Source organism: Pseudoalteromonas sp. A25, from assembly GCF_009176705.1.
GTDB lineage: Bacteria > Pseudomonadota > Gammaproteobacteria > Enterobacterales > Alteromonadaceae > Pseudoalteromonas.
The window spans coordinates 1,933,681-1,953,547 of sequence record NZ_AP021846.1 but is presented as its reverse complement, the minus strand read 5'-3'; the positions used below and the strand labels follow the sequence as shown (position 1 = coordinate 1,953,547).

Genomic DNA, 19,867 nt, shown 5'->3' with positions numbered 1-19,867 from the left:
CACATTTTTATAGGCTGAGAGTTCATTATTGCCCAAAGTGGTTAAATTTCAATGAATTTCACTCACATCAGACCAATGTAAAAAGCCCTGTCCAAAGAACGTTCTGTCTGTAAACAGGGCCGTACAGTATATCGCAAACTAAGCGTTAAGCCTACGATTATCAGTCGTTTTCGCCAAGCGCGACGCCTTCTCGACGAGGATCGGCCCCCCCATAGAGTCGACCGTTTTTAAGCTCAATCGCATGTATACCGGAGTTTAAATCTCTTACCTGCACGTTGTGGCCTTTTTCTTTAAAGAACGGCACCAAGTTTTCAAGTTCGGTACCTTTTTCAAGTGTTGTGTATTTATTTCGATTTGTAATTTTAGGTAAATCGATGGCCTGTTGTGGCGTCAACTGCCAATCAAGCACCCCTATCACGGTTTGTGCTACATAGTTAATAATTCTGCTGCCACCAGGAGACCCAACAACCAAACGTAAACTACCATCTGGGTTAAATACCATTACCGGTGACATTGAGCTGCGAGGACGTTTATTTGCTTCAACGCGATTAGCCATCCACTTACCGTCTTTTTTAGGACTTAAAGAAAAATCGGTTAATTGGTTATTTAAAAGATACCCGTTCACCATAACCGTTGAGCCAAATGCCATTTCGATTGAGCTGGTCATTGACACTGCATTCCCTTGGCTATCAACAATCGACACATGAGTAGTCGAAGGTAACTCATAGCCATCATCTTGCGCGTAGGCCAACTTACCTTTTGTTGGGTCACCAACAGGAACATTATGATTATCTTTTTCGCCGATAAGCGTCGCTCTATGTTTTAAGTAATCTGCACGTAGTAATGCGTCTGTAGGCACGGCGACAAAATCAGGGTCGGCAACGTAATGGTTTCTATCGGCAAATGCCAATCGTGATGCCTGTGTAAACAAGTGAAGTGCCTCAGGCGCATTTGGTCGGTATGTAGATAAGTTTTTACCTTCAAGCAACTTCAATATTTGTAATACAGCAATACCACCGCTGCTTGGTGGAGCCATTGAGCATACCTGGTATTGATGGTAGTCGATGCATATTGCGTCTCGCTGTTTGCTTTTATAGCGTGCTAAGTCCGATATTTCTAATTTTCCGGGCGCAATTGGTGCACTGGTAACTGCCTTTACCAATTTTTTAGCATTATCTCCTTTGTAAAACGCGTTAATGCCATTTAATGCAACTTGTTGGTAAAGTTCTGCAAGCTCTGGGTTTTTCTTAACAGTACCGACTTGCAGTGGAAGGCCATCAGGGTAAAAATACTCTTTTGCTGGAGACAATTGTGTCAAACCTGGGTTGAATTTCTTTTTAAGTAGCATGTTGAGTCTGGGTGAAACTATAAACCCTTCAGATGCCAATTTAATTGCAGGGTTAAACAAGTCTTTCCATGGTAATGCTCCATATTGTTGATGGGCTTGTTTAAATGCATGTAAAATGCCCGGAACACCAACAGAGCGACCTCCCACAACCGCCTTTATCCACGGCACAGCTTTACCATCTTCGTCTAAAAACAAGGTATGATCTGCGTTGCTCGGAGCCGTTTCTCGACCGTCAAAGGTGACTAACTGACCACGCTTTTTATCAAAATACAGGATAAATGCCCCACCCCCAATACCTGAAGATTGCGGCTCTACTAGGGTCAATACAAGCTGTGTCGCAATTGCAGCGTCAATAGCGTTCCCCCCTTTTTTAAGCATTAACTGTCCTGCCTTTGACGCATACGGGTTTGCTGCTGCAACCATAAATTGACTGGCCAAGACTTGTTTTTTATGCTGCAAGCCCGTAGCTGCTTCAGGCTCTCTCGTTTCGCGTTTTTGAGACTCTATCGCGGTATTATGCGATGCGCAGCTACTCAGTAAAAGCATCAATGCCAAATGCGGTGCGTATTTCATTTGTAATCACTTTTATCCATTAGAAACATTGGCATGATAAAAGCAAACAGGCACAATATGCAAAAAATAACGATGCGATACCATGATTGAATTACCGTTTCAAAAACGCTACGTGCTGCCCCCATTAACGCTCATTATTGTGAGTACCTTACTCATGGCATTCGATACTCATTCATTTTTGGCTTTTGATAGAGAACTCGTTTCAGATCAATGGTGGCGCATATTTACTGGCCAATTTATGCATTCAAACTGGACTCATCTATTACTCAATGTGATTGGGATTGTGTTTATTTGGGTGTTACATGCCGAGCACCGCTCAGCGCTCAGTTACTTTTGTCATATCATCTTCTTAGCACTTTGGACAGGGATCGGTATTTGGCTATTTTGCCCAGAGATTGAAGTTTATACCGGTTTAAGTGGCCTGTTACATGGTGTCATTGTTTGGGGGGCCATCAAAGATATTCATGTTGGCATGCGTTCAGGCATTTTGCTGTTCATAGGTATTTGGATAAAGCTTATATGGGAGCAAGTACAAGGACCAAGTGCCGATGTTGGCACACTTATTAATTCTAGAGTCGCGATTGAAGCACACTTAATCGGTGCGATTGGTGGGTTATTATTGTCACTGCCACTACTAAGAAAGCTGATGATCACAGCCAACGATAAACAAAGCTAAATAATGTTTTAGCGCTTAAAATTAAGCGCTAACAACGGCTTATTATTGCGGATCATCGTCCATTGTTGGTGTTTTGTAGCCAGGCTTTGCTAGTATTTCTAGATAAAAAGACGGCAGTTCAGAACTAACAGCATGGTCAATATGCTTGTTTATGTGCGCTACCTTAATCACATCTGCTTGTTCTTGCGTGGCACCAAATCGACAATCGAAGTCCCAAAAATCTGCACCTGCGGGTAAATTTTTATTGCGCTCTCTGCGAAGGTATTTTTTTACTTCATACTTTATTGCATCAACTAATCGTGCAGGTTTGAGTTTTGGATGTGTTAACGCAAAGTTTTTTTTCATGGTGTTCTCGATGTCAGGATAACCACTTTTGGGTGGATATCGAGTATTAGGATATTAAGAGACATATTTTAACGCATTAAATGGGTGTACGCGATTAAAAGCGCGCACTAAAAGCAAATATTGCGTCTTTTTATCTCATTACTTTGGCATACTCGTCTAGCAAATCAATAAAACATCGAACCTTTGGTGATAAATGCTTTTTACTAGGGTAAATTGCGTAAACGTTCACCTGTGGTTGAGGAAACTTCTCAAATAATATATCGAGTTGCCCATTGGCAAGCTCATGTTTAATGTAAAATTCTGGCAATCTGCATATACCAACCCCAGAGCACGCCATAGTTGCCTGCATGTTGCCATTGTTAGACATCACTTTTTTTCGCACAGCAACAACAAACTGCTCACCATGCTCACTTACAAACTCCCATCGATCTGGTGTTTTAAGATTCGAGTAACAAATGCAATCATGATTGGTTAACTCTTTAGGATGATAAGGACGTCCATAACGTGAAATATATTCGGGCGCAGCCACGATATATGTAGGACATGAGAACAATCGTTTACAAATCAAGCTTGATTCTGAAAGTTCAGGCGCAGCTCTAACAACCAGGTCAAATCCATCAGCAATAACATCAATACGCTTGTCACTTAAGTCTATGTTAAGCCTTACATTGGGGTAGCGCTGTAAGTATTGCTCAATGACCGGCTGGATATAGTTTTGGCTAATCCCAATTGGGCAACTAATTTTTAGCTCCCCTTTTGGGTTATTGTCGTTTTGCGTTAGTAGTGCAAAAGCCTCCGTGGCATCATTTACTAATTGCTCACAGTATCGATAGTAGAGCTCTCCTTCTGGTGTTAACGCAATTGAGCGCGTGGTTCTATTTAATAGCCGTACGCCTATACGCTCTTCAAGTTTATTGATTTCTTTACTGATATGAGAGTTAGAATGCCCAAGCACAGCAGCGGCTGCTGCAAACCCGCCACTTTTAACCACTTGCACAAAAATTTGAATGCCGTCAAAAACATTATTAGTCATATGGAAATAGTAACTTTACAAAAAGGGTATTAATGATTTATGGATATCAATATACACTGAGCTACATAAATTGAATACAGTCAATCAGACCTATTTAGGAGAGCATTATGAAAGTATTAGCATTTGCAGCAAGTAATAGTCGTCAATCAATTAACAAGCAGTTAGTCCAGTACATGGCATCATTAATAGAGGGTGCAGAAGTCGAACTAATCGATTTAAACGACTATGAAATGCCAATTTACAGCTCTGATAGAGAAAACGAAAGCGGTATTCCCGCTCAAGCTCAGCAATTTTATAATAAAATTGGCGAGGCCGATGCGATTGTCGTTTCGTTTGCAGAGCACAATGGTAGCTATACAGCAGCGTACAAAAATATTTTTGATTGGACCTCGAGAATCAATCAAAAAGTGTATCAAAACAAACCAATGGTACTACTAGCAACCTCACCGGGCCCCGGTGGAGCAAAAAGCGTTTTAGCTAGTGCAACTGGTTCGGCTCCGTTTTTTGCAATGGACGTAAAAGCGAGTGTATCAGTGCCTAGCTTTTACGATGTTTTTGACAGCGAAAAAGGTGAGATAAAAGATGAAACATTAAAGCAAGAACTGAAACAATCGGCTTTTTCGTTGCAGCCATAAGAAATAATCTGAGCCAAACGATATGTTTGGCTCTTGACAAAAAATTAACTGCAAAAAACCGTTATTTTTTCACAATTATCGCGCTTACAGCTATTGATTAGTATCTCAAACTCCCCCATTTTACTCACTAGATAGTTAACTCTGCACGGAGCTTGTGCAGCTTGTAATTTTATTATTTCACTGAGGTGATTATGAAACGCGTTGTGTTATTTCTACTGACTAACTTAGCTGTGATGCTAGTGTTGGGAGTGGTTTTATCTGTATTAATGTCGGTATTAGGAATTTCTTCTCGAAGTTACAGCGGCATTATGCTTATCGCTCTGGTGTTTGGTTTTGGTGGTGCATTTATTTCGCTATTTATGTCGAAGTGGATTGCAAAAAAATCAACAGGCGCGATGGTTATTGAGCAAGCTCGCAATGAAACAGAGCATTGGTTATTACAAACAGTTGCGCGCCAAGCACAACAAGCCAAAATAAAGATGCCTGAAGTTGCAATTTATGATAGCCCTGAGATCAATGCTTTTGCAACAGGCCCTAGTAAAAACAATAGCTTAGTTGCGGTGAGTTCTGGTTTGTTGCATAACATGAGTCAAGATGAAGCCGAAGCCGTGTTAGCACACGAAGTGTCACACGTAGCAAATGGTGACATGGTAACGCTGACGCTTATTCAAGGTGTGGTCAATACCTTTGTGATCTTCTTAGCGAAAGTACTTGCCGGTATCGTTGATAACTTTTTTAGAGGCGAAGATGAAGAAGGCACAAGTTGGGCATATTTTGTATTTGATATGATTTTTCAACTCTTATTTGGCGTGTTGGCCTCAATTGTAGTGGCTTACTTTAGCCGTAAACGAGAATTTGCTGCAGATAGGGGGGCGGCAAGTTTGGTTGGCGCACACAAAATGCGTGCTGCACTTGAGCGGCTAAAGCACAACCAAGAATCGCATCTAGAAGGCTCTATGATGGCCTTTGGTATTGCTTCTGGTAAAAGCCTATCAGAGATGTTTGCCTCTCACCCACCGCTTGAGCAACGTATTCAAGCGCTTAAATAAACCAATTACTAGCCCACCAAAGCGCCCCGCATGGGCGCTTTTTTATTTGCACGATTTCAAAACCTTTAATTTTGTGTATTTAACTCTCTTGCACACTAGGTTTTAGCGCATTAAACGACAATAAAAACACTTCATCATTTATATTTTGCGCAGAATAATTATTTTAAAATTAAACCCTTACTTTTTTAAGTCTGTTATGGCAGCTTGTAAGGCGCTATCAACACCTTGTTCAATATCATTTGTGTTAAGGTACTCAAAAAATTTACTAACAGGATGGCCTATCATTTCATAATGGTTTCCTTGTGGATCCCAGTAAATTTCATTTGATAAAGAAAAGTACCAACCATTAGGAAGCTGTTTTACGAGTGAGTCACTAAAGGCGCCATCAGTTCTAGAGCCATAAAAAGACGTGTTTCCTCGAGCTTTAAGTCCAAGTAAAAAGATTTCTGCCGCACTTGTTGTAAATTGGTTAGTCAGAACAACAATCGGACCTGAATAAGGTTTTATATCAGACGGAATTGCCGTTACCGGATTAAGAGGAGTATAACCTGCTAAATATTTAGCCTGTTTTTTAGCCAAAACAACTTTTTTGTCAATGAAGTAAGATAATATTTGGAGCGATACTAAATCATAACCACCTGGGTTTGAACGTAAATCTATAACAACACCGTTTGACTGCCTCATACTAGGCAGTATTAGACTTAATACAGTGTCAACCACACTTATATCACTAGAGAGTGATTGCAGCTCAGAATATTCACTCATTTCTGAAATTTTAAAGTAACGTAAATTATTGGGCAGATGCGCAAATATAAACTTATCATACCTTTTTATAGGTGATGCCTGTGCCAAAAAGTAACTCTTAGTTGCAGACTCAAAACCATCTAGTAAGTATTGTTTGTAACGCCAATAGCTAGTGTGTGCACTGTTTATGGTTTTAGTTTGTTCTAACTCTAATCTTTGATTTAACCTTTTGAGCTCTGTGTCGTTAAACGCCAGTAATTCGCCATCTTTATCCCATAATGCGGCATGCCCATCATCTACGCTTGCGATAAAGTTATTAATAACTTCAACAAGTTCTTCTTCGGTTGTCTGTTTATCGATCTTAGATGACCAAAATGCGATTTTTTGTTTTAAATGGTCAGGATCACTAAATGCGAATAATTCGAAGTACGTCTGCGTATAGATAGCAAAAAGCTGTGTGGCATTAAAAGGAGTCTTATTTTGATTACTTAGTGCGTTTTTACAATGTTGCGGCAAAGCATCAGTTATACGTAATACTAGCTTGTTTGCAGCTCCCCAATCTAGTAGCGCTGTATTTGGAGTCGTCAAACTGATGTCTTTGGCAAAGTCCAGCTCACTAAGATCTAACATCAAAGTATGGTTGAGCACACACCAATCTGCGGTCACATCGTAGACAAATGCTTTATTTTTAACAAACTTAATTATGTATCCATAACCTTCAGCGTACCATAAGCGCTCATATATGGTATGAACATTCTCAACATCGCCCTTTGCGCCCGCTTGTTCACTAGCATATCCAACTAAGCTAACCACGATAACTATCAATCCAATGCATTGAAAAACCGTGTTTAAAAATCCCTTTCTCATTATATTCAACATAGTGTTTTGCAATAATTTGAATGTAATCGTAACCTATCCTAAGTAAAAAAGGTACAGATAGAATACAGAATACAGGACAGCCATTTTAATACGAAGCTAGCTGAACTTGAGTCATCCCCTTGAGTAGCTGCGGATCAAGGTTAACCGATGACTGTCTAGTTGCCCTAAAAGATGAATTGTATCGACTGATTTAAGCAGCGATGAGTTCGCAATAAGAGACCCTCATATGTGTTTGCCGTAAAGGATTTTAAAGGCTAACCGACATAGCGAAGCTGAATAGATTTAAGAATTGCCGATACAAATTAGCTGCTTAAAAGCTGCTAATTTGTATCGTTATGCTTATTGACCGGAGACGGTTCATATGTGTTAGGCGAATTAACTGCCACCGTACTTCTTGTTTGCTTTAAATGCTTCAACTTCTAAAGGAGCATTAGAATATCCGTATTTTGCCAAATCAGAAAAGTGCTGAGTAATAATTTTGTCCAAGTTAGATCTTTCGATTTGTAATACATGAACGAGTTCGTGTGCTAAGTTTGGGGTATCAAGTTCATATCCCTTTCTAACGTATATTGAGTAGCCAAAAACTTGGGCATTATTAATAATATTTTCGCCGATAAAACCTAACGACAACCCCATTTTCTTTAATTCTTCATTTTCATAAGGGTACGGGACTCTATCAACGTAAACGATTTTGACTTTTTCAGGAGACTTAATCCCTAATTCACTGGCTAAATTAAGTCCCTTTTTATCTAAAGGTATACCTATCTTGATTCCCTCTTTATCTACTTTATGTGCCCACTTAATATATTGTGGCAACAAGTGCTCAAAAGCTCCTACAGCCTCGTTATTTGCATTAGCTTGCCAAGAAATTAGGCTTGCAAAAGTTAAACTCATTATTATTTTCATAGCATCCTTTGTTAAATATAAGGCATTCGCCTAGACGCCTTAATAAACGGCGAAAAATAGTAGGCAAAAATAAGCGACGAAGGAGCGCAAGCCTACTGTTTTACGTCCACGGTTTCATTAACTTGTTATACGCAGCTAATCTCCGCCAGAATCTGAGCCGCCATCGAAAGGATTTGAAGGGTTACCACAAAAATCACTGCTTCTAGCAGGTGACCCAAATTCATTACCTCGGCTTATAGAAAAACTTAAGATAGACCCAATAATAGGTACCACAAATGCCAAAGTAAAAAGCTTTAATTTTTCTGAACGGGATAACATTAAATTCTTGTAGATTTTAATACCAACAAGAAAGCTTAGGGTTAAATGTATCGCGAGTAGCCACAATAAGTAGATATTAAACTCCAAACCTTTCTAGGCATAGACATAATGACTCCCACACGGTGCTAGCCTCCGCATTTTCGTGGGTTAGCTTAAAGCCAGAGCCATAATTAGTTTGTTAAATAACTAAATAGCAGAGGCTAGCATGACTAAACATAACATACTTTTCATTGGCTTAGATACTCATAATGACTCGACTCACGACTCATGGGACATCCACTTTAAAAAGACATAAGAAAGAACCTTCAACAAGCGCTCAATGACAAAGCAACTGACTTTGTCGCTAGATGTTATCAAAATCATGCCTACTATGGTTAAATGATTGCTGAAATTACCCGCTTTTTACTCTATTTCTCACCCTTTAAGCACACGTATCTCTGCCATTTTGAAAGCATAAAGGTAAATGAATGAAATCAGGTTTGTGTCAGCTTAATAACATTGTGCAATTTGAGATGCTGTGTCTTCGTTTATGTTGTTGTCGCTGGCAATACAAATCCAGCGCATGCTCTTTGCCTACCGCACCATGAAACACCTTTTCAAACTGAGTCGTGAGTTTTAGCCAGTTGTCTGCCTTGATATTCAATCGCTCAAGGATAGGGGCTTGATTGCTGTCGATGTGGCCTCGTTTGTCGGTTCGAATACATTTGCCTGTCAGTTCGACTAATTCCAGATAGCTTTTAAGTTCAAATGGCAGGCCTTTGGGCATGTGTTTTCGTGGACTACCTACAAAGCGTGCAAGTTGTTTTGGTTGTTTGCCCTCTTTGGCTTGTGCACAGCGTATTTGAATACTGGTGTGGGCTGACTCTTCTGGTGTCTTTGCCATTTTTGCTCTGATTGGGTTTAAATCAACATACGCCATACAAGCCATTAATGCGGCCTCATCCAGTAAAGCTTGACTTTTAAAGCGCCCTTCCCAGAATCTGCCAGTACACCCATCTTCTTTATTCGCTTCTCGTGCTATGCCTTCATTCAACACCCGCATAAACCAGCTAATGCTGCACAGGCGTTGTCGATATTCTTTTATCTCTTTGTCTAAAAAGAATCTTTGACCTTCGTCCAGACGCTCATTGTGTAGATATTTATGACCAAGAATCGAGCCTTTAAACAGCTTGTGCCAACGTATGAGTACCGCTTTGTCACTGAGTCTTCGGGCTTTTTTATCATCAACATACAGCACCACATGGGTATGATTACTCATCACCGCATAAGCACACACATCAATACAAAATACCTTAGCTAAAAACAACAATCGTTCTTCTACCCACCCTCGGCGATGCTCATACGACTTACCCGTAAATTTATCTTCACCGCACAAAAATGCACGGCGAACACAGCGCGAAACACAATGATAATATCGAGTATCCGACAAACTGATTTGCCGCTTCCTTGCCAACCCCATCGTTCACTCCTTGAACTTAGAATTTGAGATGATTTGAAGAACTAAAAGCTTAGACAAACAACCCCAACATGCAAATTGAGGTGGATGTCCACGATAATTTTTATCCGCGTAAATTGATGAGTTACCTTGGCCTTGTACCAAGTGAGCACTCGAGCGGTGGTAAAAGGCACATTGGCGCAATTACTAAATGTGGCAATGGTCGTGCAAGGCGCTTATTGGTCGAAGGTGCTCATAGTTACCGTCATGCAGCCAACATATCGACCGAGTTACAAAAACGACAAGAAGGTTTACCAAAACAGATTGTTGATATCGCATGGAAAGCACAATTAAGACTGTGTAAACGTTATAAAAAGCTCATTAATAAAGGCAAGCATTACAACTTGGTTGTCACCGCCATTGCCCGTGAAATGATTGCTTATATCTGGGCAATCGCTAAACAGATTGTACTCTCACCGATAAATCATAAATTACGATTATCAAGAGTACCTGCTTAATATGAACGAATTAGAGTTAATGCATTGGGTCAAGCATCGGGTGTGGCACAACCACCGACGGCGTTAGGATGGCAATGTTGTTACCGCGACATTGAACCACGAACATAGACTGAAGATAGGTGCCACGTCGAGCTAAGTAAGGTCTGCTCTGTTACTAGAAATAGTAATAACCAACGAATACCAGCATGAAAACCGACGAAATTACTTGCTTCATCCTATGCGTTAACTCTCTCTAATTCGAGTTAAGAAATTATGGCTTATAGTTAGGCAAGGCTCAGTGTGTTTAACTTGACAGTGGGAGTCATACCAACGCCCGCATTAAGAGGCTAAAAATAGTTGGTTAAAATAAGCAACGAAGGAGCAAAAACCAACTGTTTTTTGTCCTTTTAAATGACTTGTTAGCATTACTTTAGAATCCGTTTACAGTTACGTATCAAGGTTTTAATGATTACCGCTAAATCTCCATCTATTTCAGATTCACCATCAAATGCAACTAGTGAAATAGGTGGTTTATTACCTTTTTCTTGCAGTAACAATTTTCCAAAGCGTTCAGCTACAAGTTGATTATCCTGAAACTCAAGTCTTAGAAGTCGTCTTAAACCCGATGCAAGTAAATCAGCTGTTTGTACTCCTGAACTAGATTTAGAGTCTATGAACTGAATATCATCTCTAATTATTTTTTGAATATCGAAGGCTTCTTTCCCTTCAAGCTCTGGTACTTTTTCAGCCAAGTAATCAGGTATAGTGCCAATGAATTTTTTCATTGGCGAATAATCACACCAATCCAATGCTGCTGTTGGATTATCAATTGAGTATGCCTGCAAAAGAGTAGGAACAAATTTTTGAAAAGAATCTTCAAAATCAGTAATTTTCAACAGCTCTTTGGCGTCATATCGCCAACGAAAGTTCTTGAGTGAATTGGGGTACCTCTGTACATAAAATGCAATTCCTCTTTGAATAAATGAAGAAAGAAGGACTGCTTGACAGTGAAATTGTACATATAGTTGTTCTGGTAGCCCGCTTAACTGATTATGCAAGATCTTCATGGCTTCTTTTCCGCCATCATATTTCATTTCACTTTGACCACGAAGAATAGATGCTAAATGAGCATCTTTGTGTGAGTTGATTTTATCGAGTGAATTGAAACTAGAATCAGTAGCGGTACAAAACAAAGTGCCATTTAACTGGCTAAGTTTATCAAGGAAATTTATGTATCCATTTTCAGAGATATTTTTAAGCTTAACTTCATTGTCTTGAGAAAACCCTTCGTCTAATTTTAATTTCCTCAACAACTCTGTCAGTTTTCTTTTTTCAAACTCAGGATGAGAATAACAAGCGACTGTACACCATGAATTTTCAGGTGCACCTTTAGAAACAAAAGTTCCTGCTTCATCTATGTAGCTAATCAAGGTGCCAAACTCCGTGTAATGCTAGACATAATGACTCCCACACGGTGCTAGCCTCCGCATTTTCGTGGGTTAGCTTAAAGCCAGAGCCATAATTAGTTTGTCAAATAACTAAATAGCAGAGGCTAGCATGACTAAACATAACATACTTTTCATTGGCTTAGATACTCATAAAGAGTTCATTGAAGTTGCCTACATCGAAGATAACCGCGGCGCACAACCCATTCATTTCGGTCGCATTTCTTCTGCTAAAGTCGCTATTAAAAAGCTTATCAGGCAATTTGAATCTAAATACCCAAACGCAACTCTGCATTTCGTTTATGAAGCTGGCCCTTGTGGTTACTGGATTTATCGCTTAATCACTTCTCTTGGGCATTGTTGTTACGTTGTTGCACCTTCGCTTATTCCTAAAAAACCTGGCGAGCGTGTAAAAACTGACAAGCGTGACGCACTTAAACTGGCTAAATTACTTAAGTCTGAAGACTTAACTCCTATTTATGTGCCTGAGCCAGAAGATGAAGCTATTCGTGATTTATCTCGTGCTCGAGAAGTCGCGATGAAAGACTTAAAAGATGCGAAGTACCAGCTAAAAGCACTGCTTCTTCGCAACAATATTAACTACGCAGGCACTGCAAACTGGTCTCTTAAACACTTACGTTGGCTCACTGAACTGGTGTTGCCACACCCCGCACAACAAATCGTTTTACAAGAGTTTATTCAAACTATAAACGAGCGAACTGCACGATTAGAGCGACTCGACAATGAACTCTCTCACCATGTTTGTCAATGGCGATACTACCCTGTTGTTAAAGCCATTCAGGCTATGCGCGGCGTTCGCTTACTCGTGGCCGCTGGCGTTGTGGCTGAGCTTGGCGATTTAACCCGTTTCGACCATCCGCGTAAATTGATGAGTTACCTTGGCCTTGTACCAAGTGAGCACTCGAGCGGTGGTAAAAGGCACATTGGCGCAATTACTAGATGTGGCAATGGTCGTGCAAGGCGCTTATTGGTCGAAGGTGCTCATAGTTACCGTCATGCAGCCAACATATCGACCGAGTTACAAAAACGACAAGAAGGTTTACCAAAACAGATTGTTGATATCGCATGGAAAGCACAATTAAGACTGTGTAAACGTTATAAAAAGCTCATTAATAAAGGCAAGCATTACAACTTGGTTGTCACCGCCATTGCCCGTGAAATGATTGCTTATATCTGGGCAATCGCTAAACAGATTGTACTCTCACCGATAAATCCTAAATTACGATTATCAAGAGTACCTGCTTAATATGAACGAATTAGAGTTAATGCATTGGGTCAAGCATCGGGTGTGGCACAACCACCGACGGCGTTAGGATGGCAATGTTGTTACCGCGGCATTGAACCACGAACATAGACTGAAGATAGGTGCCACGTCGAGTTAAGTAAGGTCTGCTCTGTTACTAGAAATAGTAATAACCAACGAATACCAGCATGAAAACCGACGAAATTACTTGCTTCATCCTATGCGTTAACTCTCTCTAATTCGAGTTAAGAAATTATGGCTTATAGTTAGGCAAGGATCAGTGTGTTTAACTTGACAGTGGGAGTCATACCAACGCCACATTAAGCGGCAGTTTATAGTTGGCTAAAATATGTGAGGCACGAACAAAAGCCAACTGTAAATTGTCCGTTTGAATGCCTTGTTGAACGAAGCCGCTGCGCGGCAGAGTTAAACACACATCTTCCCACTGATATTTAATACTTTCTAGATGCCATCTATCTCGATGGCCTTTCTAGGAGTAATATCATGAACTCGTCCGAACAACTTCGGTTTAATCACCTTTACCAACAACATCTTACCAATTTAACCCTGCAAGGCAAGCGTCCAGCTACCATCGATGCCTATAGCCGTGCCGTGCGTCGTATCGCTGCTTTCTTTGATTGCTGCCCTGATAACTTAACCACCCAGGACCTTAAAGCGTACTTTGCACAGCTCATTGCCTCCCATTCTTGGAGTACCGTGAAGCTCGACCGCAATGGGTTGCAGTTCTTTTATCGGTATGTGCTCAATAACGTTTTAACAGTATGCGCCACTCCAATACACTCGGTAACGCTGAATTGGAATGACTATCAGAGTTGGGGTTCAGTAGAGCACCACAAAAAATTGACACCTTTTGTGATGAGAATATCTAAAGAAGATATGATTATTCTTAATATTTTCAATGCTTAAACAATTGTAGTAAGCACATCTTAAAGCTTGGTTTAAAAAATGCATAAGAATTGCCAAAATCAAATTTAAGGGTGTCATAAAGATGGCTCACAACGCAAATACGGTGTATGTGTTAAGCGGGTACGCTAAATGTGCAACCACACACCATGGAAAATACAAACCTGGCAACAAACACTCTATCGGCCTGCTAACAACCGATGAAAATTATCAAGATAACATCAATCAGCTTAAAACCTTTATTAAAGATTTAGGTTGGGAATCTATTACGTTTTGCATGGTTGAAGAGGTTAACGATATTAACGCATTGTCTCATGATGTTTTGATCTCAAGCTTTCTGCGCGCTCAAAAAAATGGTCAATCACTTGTGGTCAATGATCTGCCAATTACAGTACATTAAAATAAAAGTACGCGTGCAACGTAAAAAAGGTTAACTGAATTTTGTTAACCTTTGTGATAATTGCATAGTAAAAGCTTTAAAGCGCATAAGGGTAAGCGTAACCTTACTGATTAATATCCATTTCGTATTGCTTAAGAATGGTCAGCATATGCTCAGGGATCGGCGATTTTTGCCCTGTTTTCATGTTAAACATCACTACATTTGCATACCCTGTTGTGCATACTGCCTGTTGCGACTCACTAAACGCCTCGTAACGCATCGTGAAGCGGTCTTCTTTGATGTCGGTAATATATGAGCCGATGTACAAGGTATCTGGAAAAGTAACCGGTCGTTTGTATTGCGCATATGTATCACGTAACACGGGGCTATGTGTAGGTTCTGATAATACAGCCAGTAGCCCTGTTTGGCTTAAAAAGTCGATTCGTGCGGTTTCGAAGTAACGAAAGTACGACACGTTATTCACATGTCCCAACGCATCCATTTCACCCCATACCACATTAATTTTGGTATTAATTGCAAACTTCTCAAAAAATTCCTGCATGATTTTGCCTTTAATTCTTGTTATTGACGTTGAGAGTAACAACTCATCGTACCAGCAACAAGCGTTATGCGATTTTTCTACATGCGATCTTAGTAAGTACAGTCGATTTAGGTCTTCTACACTGGCTTCCACAGAAGAAAGAGAATATACCATTGAGCAAAATCAACTATTACGATTAGCGCCGCCTTTTCGATAAAACGGCGCGATATTAGCGCCGTTTTTTGTGTTAATGCGTAACTATTTTTTCTTTACGATAAACTCATCTGAGCCGCTTTGTGTGAAATGATAGCTGCCCATGTCTCCTCCTTTGTGTGGATGGGCAGAATTAATGTCTTCAGATGCTAAGTGCCAATTATTATACGAGCCTGAGGTACCTTGCCCTAAACATACATTAAAGCGCTTTTGATTGATTTCTAGGATCCCTTGAATGGCGAAGTTGAGTTCACTCGGAACGTTGTCTCCACCGCGTGTATGAAACATTTTACTACTTTCACTATTAACGGTGTCATTGAACCACTTTGCATTAGCTTTATCTGCTTTTCGACCTGCATCAACTTTTATTTCCACCGTTTTGCCGCCATTATGGCTTTCACTGGTAACATCGCCCCAAGGCTCACCCGGCGTGATCGAGTTCACATCCCCATAGTAAAAATTAATCGAGTCAATGCCACTTTCACCTACAAATTTAAAAACATTCACATGCTCTTTTGGTTTAGGAATCGAGAGTTTCCCTTTGTGTTTAAGGATGCCTACCTCTCCGAGCCCTTCACACACACCTGCAAATTCACCGACGACTTCACCTTTCTTATAAATAGTCAGTTCAATGCCGCCTTCCTCAAAATCAGCCGCGAGCAAACTAAACTCACAAGAGCCTTCTAAATCAGATGGTGGTAAGATGAATGAGCCGTCTATATCACAAATACTAAAGTCAAAATCATCGCCAAACCCATCTGCGTGCAAGCGTATCGTAGGTTGCTCGGAATCATCCAATATAAATAAGCAACCAACGTGATAAAATAAAAAGCCTTCTGTGTTTAAAATACCGATTGCAGGATAAGCGCCCTCAGCTTTCAGTTGTTTTACGTCTGCTTGTTCCGAAATTCCCATTATGTTCTCCTTGCGTTAACTGACTTTGTGGCTCTCATAAACAAAGTTTGCTGTTTACCTTTAGGATATGAGATGCGTTTTATATTAGTCTTACGCACTCAATTAGCCTATTACGAGTAATTACACGTGGTCCATGTGTTCTCATAACACCTTATAAACACTTTAAAATTGTGTGGTGCGTACAAGATACAAATTGTGTAACTAAAGTAATTATTGCAACGCGCACGGCGTGAAAAACAATGATAATACGGGGTATATGACAAACTGATTTACCGCTTCCTTGCGAATCCTATCATTCACGCCTTAAACTTAGAATTTGAAATGATTTTAAAGAACTAGCAACTTAGACAAGGCTCACCAACATGCAAATTAGAGTGACCGTCTCGCTTAGTTGTTGTTTTGGTGTTTGATCCATTTTTAACTATCAGCGAGTATTTAAAAGTATCCTGTAGCTGCTCCTGCCACAAAGCATTCATTTATTAAGCCAGTCTGTCACTGTTTGAGCTCGGTGAAGATGAGTATGATGAGTCAAAACATAATCTTGAGCAGCAACAATACGGTCACTGTGGTTAGATAGGTTCTTATCCAATGAATCAATGTGATGACTTAATTCTTCGATAGTTTTATAAGTCGTTACATATTCAGCAGGGAGCAATTCTGTTAGCTCTTCACGGAACTCACAAATGGCCACATTTCCACTTGCAACTATTGATAATGGCGCACTTGAAGGGGCCGACATTGTTAAAAATGGCGAAAATGATATAACTGCACCACTATTAAATGAGGCAACATCCAACTGGCAAACCTCTGCCGAACCAACTTTGTCAGCTGATTCTTGTAATGCATCCCAAAAATTACTGCCAGATGTATATTGCACAGCTGATTTTATATTTTGGTAAATAGTATAAGAAATAAAATCACTATAAAGATATTCAACTTGATGAAGCACAGCATAGCGTACCTGCGCGGGTACGTGTTGCAACGCGCTATCAAGTCTATCTCGCTTTAATTGATGGGTAATAAAATCAATATCTAAGCTATTAAAAAATTGGCGAACAGGATCTAAAATCCAATTTACAATCGACTGTGGATTGTGATTGGGTAAACTGGCGCAAACAAGGGATAAAAAATAGCGCATGCATGTGTCTGTGTTACTCAAAGCCGCGGTTATGGTACCCATTGGAGTCGTTTTAGGCCAAACTACGGTGTTACTAAAATAGCTGGTAACAAATTTAGCATTTTTTCTAGTCTGCACATTTACACTGCTTGGCTTTATCGCGGCCGGTAGATGATCTGCTTTAAGACCATATTGCTCAAAAAAAGGCATCATCGCTTTCGCAGTACAAAAAAATTCTGCCTTTTTAAAGTAACCTTTTTCAACCCATTGCTCAAATAGATAAACTTTGCTCATACAATCAGGACGACCAACAAACCAAAAAAGTTGTTTAATTTGTTCAGCTTCAATCCAGTCTAATAACGCCTCACCAAACTCGCCACTAAGCATATAGACGTTGAAGTTTTGTTGGAGAATAATATCAGGTTCAAATGCAGTAATCGCATTCTTAGCTGTAACTAAGTCGCGACAACCGTTGGCATCAGTCTCAAGTACAGCCACTTGATGACCCATCTCTTCAAGGGCCTTACCTAAAGCCATCAATTGGCCACAAAGATTGTTAAGTATAAATATTTTTTTACTATCACTCACCGAGTAAAGTTCCTTAAATTAAATATTAAATAGCAACAAAATAATCCAAATAAGACGTTGCCGTTATCTCACCTTTATCAATGAATGATTCATAGCTTGAGTAATGACCTGGTCGTAATACACCTTGTATTTGAGGCAAAGTTAAATGATGACCAGCAACAAGGTGAGGGAAGCGAAGAAGGTGAAGAAAGTCTTTTTGTAACAAGTTATTAAGTTCATTATTAGTAAAATCAAATGACCTAATACCATCTTTAACCAAGTCTAAACTGCGTAATTGGCCTCCATCATTTTTTTGCCAAGCTAAATCATAATTTGATGAGACCATAATCGCTTGAGGAGCAGCCAACTGTTTTAACTTAGTTGACAAACCACTAACTTGTTCATTGGTAAAATAAGCAAAAAAGCCCGAAGTGATGATGATATCAAATTTTTCATCCGAGATAGGTAAATCTTCAATTGCCTGGCAGTGAAAGTTCATACCCACTGGGCAACTGCGTTTAGCTTCATCGATTAATGATGGCTCTATATCAATACCTGTGCAGTTTTCTGCTTTGATCCCTAAAGTCACCATCTCACGTAAATTAAAGCCGTTAGCACAGCCTACATCAAGCACTTTAACGGTATCTAATCTCTTAAGAAAATTACTGTACACAAACGAATAAAGAGTTCGGATCATTCGGTCTCTGGCTATTATTCGTAAGATTGGTTCCATTTCATTCATTTATTCATTACCTATTTTGTAAAGCTTGTATTTAACCACTCAGTCAAAGTTTGTGCTCGCTGAGCAAACGTATGATGGCTTAAAACATGTTCTTGTGCAGCAGCTATACGATCCCAATGGGAAGGGTTACCTTCAAGGACCCCATCAATATGATTAACTAACTCGTCTATGGTTTTGTAAGTTAATACATAGTCATTAGGAAGTAGTTCCAAAAGTTCTTCGCGAAACTCACAAATAGAAATATTACCGCTGGCTATGACTGATAGTGGCGCACTAGAAGGGGCCGTCATAGTGATAAACGGCGAAAACGATACTACTACACCATTTTTAAATGACGCATTATCTAACTGACAAGCCGCTTCAGAACCAACATTAGAAGCAGATTGCTCTAAAGCATCCCAAAAATTACTACCAGATGTATGTTTTATCGCTGATTTTATATTTTGATAAATAGAACAGCATACATGGTCGCTATAAATAAACTCTACTTGGTGAAGCACTGCATAACGGAGAGGATCAGGTACATGTCTTAATGAATTATCGAGTCTATCGCGTTTTAGTTGATGAGTCGCGAAATCAATATCAACACTGCTAAAAAACTGCCGAATTGGTCCTATAATCAAGTTTATAATGGTCTGTTGATTGTAATTTGGGAAACTAGCACAAACAGCCATCAAAAAGTAACGTAAACAAGTTTCTCTGTCGCTTAACGTTGCTAATACTGTTGCTGTTGGACTAGCAGCATGGCCAGTTATAGTATTACTAAAAAAGCTCGTTACTAACTCACTACGTTTCTTACTTATCGGTTTAATAGCGTTGGGTACTATCGCTGTGGCTAAATAGTGAGTATTAAAACCATACTTTTGAAAAAAAGGCATCATGGTTTTAGACGTGCAAAAAAAATCAGCCTGTTTAAAGTACCCTTGTTCTACCCACTGCTCAAATAGATAAAACTTACTCATACAATCTGGCCGCCCAACAAACCAAAAAGCTTGTTTAAAGCGACAAGATTCAATCCAGTCTAAGAGTTTTTCACCAAACTCACCACTGAGCATATAAACATTAAAATTTTGCTGGATAATAATATCAGGGTTAAATGTAGAAATCGCGTCTTTAGCGGTTTCTAAATCACGACAACCGTTAGCATCAGTTTCCAAAAATCCAACGTGATGACCCATTTCACAAAGTGCCTTTCCTAGTGCCATAAGTTGGCCACAAAGATTGTTTAAAATAAATATTCTTTTATTATCAACCACTAAAATATACCCGTGCTAAAAATTAAAACATAGAACGCAGATTAAACTGAAAACGAGAGGCTCTTG

General features: G+C 39.7%; 18 protein-coding genes and 1 pseudogene. 7 read left to right on the top strand and 12 right to left on the bottom strand.

Annotated elements, in window-relative coordinates; genetic code table 11:
- Window positions 1-160: 160 nt before the first annotated feature.
- Window positions 161-1,921, bottom strand: a complete 1,761-nt coding sequence (gene ggt / locus GDK41_RS08260) for a gamma-glutamyltransferase (protein ID WP_152085960.1) — start codon at window positions 1,919-1,921, stop codon at window positions 161-163.
- A gap of 82 nt (window positions 1,922-2,003) precedes the next feature.
- Here ggt and rrtA point away from each other — a divergent pair, with 82 nt between their 5' ends.
- Window positions 2,004-2,597, top strand: a complete 594-nt coding sequence (rrtA, locus tag GDK41_RS08255; protein ID WP_152085959.1) for a rhombosortase — start codon at window positions 2,004-2,006, stop codon at window positions 2,595-2,597.
- A gap of 42 nt (window positions 2,598-2,639) precedes the next feature.
- Here the strand turns inward: rrtA and GDK41_RS08250 are convergent, their stop codons facing one another.
- Together GDK41_RS08250 and GDK41_RS08245 are read right to left on the bottom strand one after the other, a co-directional pair.
- Window positions 2,640-2,942: a DUF6172 family protein gene (locus GDK41_RS08250; RefSeq protein WP_152085958.1), complete on the bottom strand. Its 303-nt coding sequence runs from the start codon at window positions 2,940-2,942 to the stop codon at window positions 2,640-2,642.
- A gap of 130 nt (window positions 2,943-3,072) precedes the next feature.
- Complete coding sequence (locus GDK41_RS08245) at window positions 3,073-3,975, bottom strand: LysR family transcriptional regulator (RefSeq protein WP_152085957.1); 903 nt, start codon at window positions 3,973-3,975, stop codon at window positions 3,073-3,075.
- A gap of 107 nt (window positions 3,976-4,082) precedes the next feature.
- On the opposite strand from GDK41_RS08245, the gene GDK41_RS08240 reads away from it, so the two are divergent.
- Window positions 4,083-4,610 (top strand): NADPH-dependent FMN reductase, encoded by a 528-nt coding sequence (locus GDK41_RS08240; RefSeq protein WP_152085956.1) that lies wholly within the window; start codon window positions 4,083-4,085, stop codon window positions 4,608-4,610.
- A gap of 191 nt (window positions 4,611-4,801) precedes the next feature.
- On the top strand, window positions 4,802-5,659 hold the full coding sequence (gene htpX, locus GDK41_RS08235; RefSeq protein ID WP_152085955.1) for a protease HtpX: 858 nt from the start codon (window positions 4,802-4,804) through the stop codon (window positions 5,657-5,659).
- A 177-nt stretch (window positions 5,660-5,836) separates the two neighbouring features.
- Here htpX and GDK41_RS08230 read toward each other — a convergent pair whose 3' ends face one another.
- The 3 genes from GDK41_RS08230 to GDK41_RS08220 form a co-directional block, all read right to left on the bottom strand.
- Window positions 5,837-7,270, bottom strand: coding sequence for a S41 family peptidase (locus tag GDK41_RS08230; protein ID WP_172971578.1), 1,434 nt, complete (start codon window positions 7,268-7,270; stop codon window positions 5,837-5,839).
- 387 nt (window positions 7,271-7,657) lie between these two features.
- Window positions 7,658-8,188, bottom strand: coding sequence for a hypothetical protein (locus GDK41_RS08225; RefSeq protein ID WP_152085953.1), 531 nt, complete (start codon window positions 8,186-8,188; stop codon window positions 7,658-7,660).
- An 802-nt stretch (window positions 8,189-8,990) separates the two neighbouring features.
- Entirely contained in the window at window positions 8,991-9,965 is a 975-nt protein-coding gene (locus GDK41_RS08220; RefSeq protein ID WP_152085952.1) for a transposase, read from the bottom strand.
- A 101-nt stretch (window positions 9,966-10,066) separates the two neighbouring features.
- On the opposite strand from GDK41_RS08220, the pseudogene GDK41_RS08215 reads away from it, so the two are divergent.
- Window positions 10,067-10,459: pseudogene (locus GDK41_RS08215) on the top strand (transposase); the annotation flags it as partial.
- Window positions 10,460-10,863: 404 nt separating this feature from the next.
- Here the strand turns inward: GDK41_RS08215 and GDK41_RS08210 are convergent.
- Window positions 10,864-11,868 (bottom strand): DUF3800 domain-containing protein, encoded by a 1,005-nt coding sequence (locus GDK41_RS08210; RefSeq protein ID WP_152085951.1) that lies wholly within the window; start codon window positions 11,866-11,868, stop codon window positions 10,864-10,866.
- A 127-nt stretch (window positions 11,869-11,995) separates the two neighbouring features.
- On the opposite strand from GDK41_RS08210, the gene GDK41_RS08205 reads away from it, so the two are divergent.
- From GDK41_RS08205 to GDK41_RS08195, 3 genes are all read left to right on the top strand, one after another.
- Window positions 11,996-13,150, top strand: coding sequence for an IS110 family transposase (locus GDK41_RS08205; protein ID WP_152085950.1), 1,155 nt, complete (start codon window positions 11,996-11,998; stop codon window positions 13,148-13,150).
- A gap of 501 nt (window positions 13,151-13,651) precedes the next feature.
- Window positions 13,652-14,074, top strand: a complete 423-nt coding sequence (locus tag GDK41_RS08200; protein ID WP_152085949.1) for a site-specific integrase — start codon at window positions 13,652-13,654, stop codon at window positions 14,072-14,074.
- An 82-nt stretch (window positions 14,075-14,156) separates the two neighbouring features.
- The gene (locus GDK41_RS08195) at window positions 14,157-14,471 is read left to right on the top strand and encodes a hypothetical protein (protein ID WP_152085948.1); all 315 of its coding nucleotides are present in this window, start codon (window positions 14,157-14,159) and stop codon (window positions 14,469-14,471) included.
- Window positions 14,472-14,574: 103 nt separating this feature from the next.
- Here GDK41_RS08195 and GDK41_RS08190 read toward each other — a convergent pair whose 3' ends face one another.
- From GDK41_RS08190 to GDK41_RS08170, 5 genes are all read right to left on the bottom strand, one after another.
- Window positions 14,575-15,012 carry an acyl-CoA thioesterase gene (locus GDK41_RS08190; RefSeq protein ID WP_152085947.1) on the bottom strand — a complete coding sequence of 146 codons (438 nt, stop codon included), beginning with the start codon at window positions 15,010-15,012 and terminating at the stop codon, window positions 14,575-14,577.
- A gap of 237 nt (window positions 15,013-15,249) precedes the next feature.
- Entirely contained in the window at window positions 15,250-16,119 is an 870-nt protein-coding gene (locus GDK41_RS08185; RefSeq protein WP_152085946.1) for a hypothetical protein, read from the bottom strand.
- 472 nt (window positions 16,120-16,591) lie between these two features.
- Window positions 16,592-17,824 carry a glycosyltransferase family protein gene (locus tag GDK41_RS08180; RefSeq protein ID WP_152085945.1) on the bottom strand — a complete coding sequence of 411 codons (1,233 nt, stop codon included), beginning with the start codon at window positions 17,822-17,824 and terminating at the stop codon, window positions 16,592-16,594.
- Window positions 17,825-17,849: 25 nt separating this feature from the next.
- The gene (locus GDK41_RS08175) at window positions 17,850-18,545 is read right to left on the bottom strand and encodes a class I SAM-dependent methyltransferase (RefSeq protein WP_152085944.1); all 696 of its coding nucleotides are present in this window, start codon (window positions 18,543-18,545) and stop codon (window positions 17,850-17,852) included.
- A gap of 11 nt (window positions 18,546-18,556) precedes the next feature.
- On the bottom strand, window positions 18,557-19,750 hold the full coding sequence (locus GDK41_RS08170) for a glycosyltransferase family protein (RefSeq protein WP_152085943.1): 1,194 nt from the start codon (window positions 19,748-19,750) through the stop codon (window positions 18,557-18,559).
- Between the last annotated feature and the right edge of the window lie 117 nt (window positions 19,751-19,867).

Coding starts and splice junctions, on each gene's coding strand:
- ggt (WP_152085960.1), bottom strand. CDS start 1,921: ATGAAATACGCACCGCATTTGGCATTGATGCTTTTACTGAGTAGCTGC.
- rrtA (WP_152085959.1), top strand. CDS start 2,004: ATGATTGAATTACCGTTTCAAAAACGCTACGTGCTGCCCCCATTAACG.
- GDK41_RS08250 (WP_152085958.1), bottom strand. CDS start 2,942: ATGAAAAAAAACTTTGCGTTAACACATCCAAAACTCAAACCTGCACGA.
- GDK41_RS08245 (WP_152085957.1), bottom strand. CDS start 3,975: ATGACTAATAATGTTTTTGACGGCATTCAAATTTTTGTGCAAGTGGTT.
- GDK41_RS08240 (WP_152085956.1), top strand. CDS start 4,083: ATGAAAGTATTAGCATTTGCAGCAAGTAATAGTCGTCAATCAATTAAC.
- htpX (WP_152085955.1), top strand. CDS start 4,802: ATGAAACGCGTTGTGTTATTTCTACTGACTAACTTAGCTGTGATGCTA.
- GDK41_RS08230 (WP_172971578.1), bottom strand. CDS start 7,270: ATGAGAAAGGGATTTTTAAACACGGTTTTTCAATGCATTGGATTGATA.
- GDK41_RS08225 (WP_152085953.1), bottom strand. CDS start 8,188: ATGAAAATAATAATGAGTTTAACTTTTGCAAGCCTAATTTCTTGGCAA.
- GDK41_RS08220 (WP_152085952.1), bottom strand. CDS start 9,965: ATGGGGTTGGCAAGGAAGCGGCAAATCAGTTTGTCGGATACTCGATAT.
- GDK41_RS08205 (WP_152085950.1), top strand. CDS start 11,996: ATGACTAAACATAACATACTTTTCATTGGCTTAGATACTCATAAAGAG.
- GDK41_RS08200 (WP_152085949.1), top strand. CDS start 13,652: ATGAACTCGTCCGAACAACTTCGGTTTAATCACCTTTACCAACAACAT.
- GDK41_RS08195 (WP_152085948.1), top strand. CDS start 14,157: ATGGCTCACAACGCAAATACGGTGTATGTGTTAAGCGGGTACGCTAAA.
- GDK41_RS08190 (WP_152085947.1), bottom strand. CDS start 15,012: ATGCAGGAATTTTTTGAGAAGTTTGCAATTAATACCAAAATTAATGTG.
- GDK41_RS08185 (WP_152085946.1), bottom strand. CDS start 16,119: ATGGGAATTTCGGAACAAGCAGACGTAAAACAACTGAAAGCTGAGGGC.
- GDK41_RS08175 (WP_152085944.1), bottom strand. CDS start 18,545: ATGAATGAAATGGAACCAATCTTACGAATAATAGCCAGAGACCGAATG.
- GDK41_RS08170 (WP_152085943.1), bottom strand. CDS start 19,750: ATGGCACTAGGAAAGGCACTTTGTGAAATGGGTCATCACGTTGGATTT.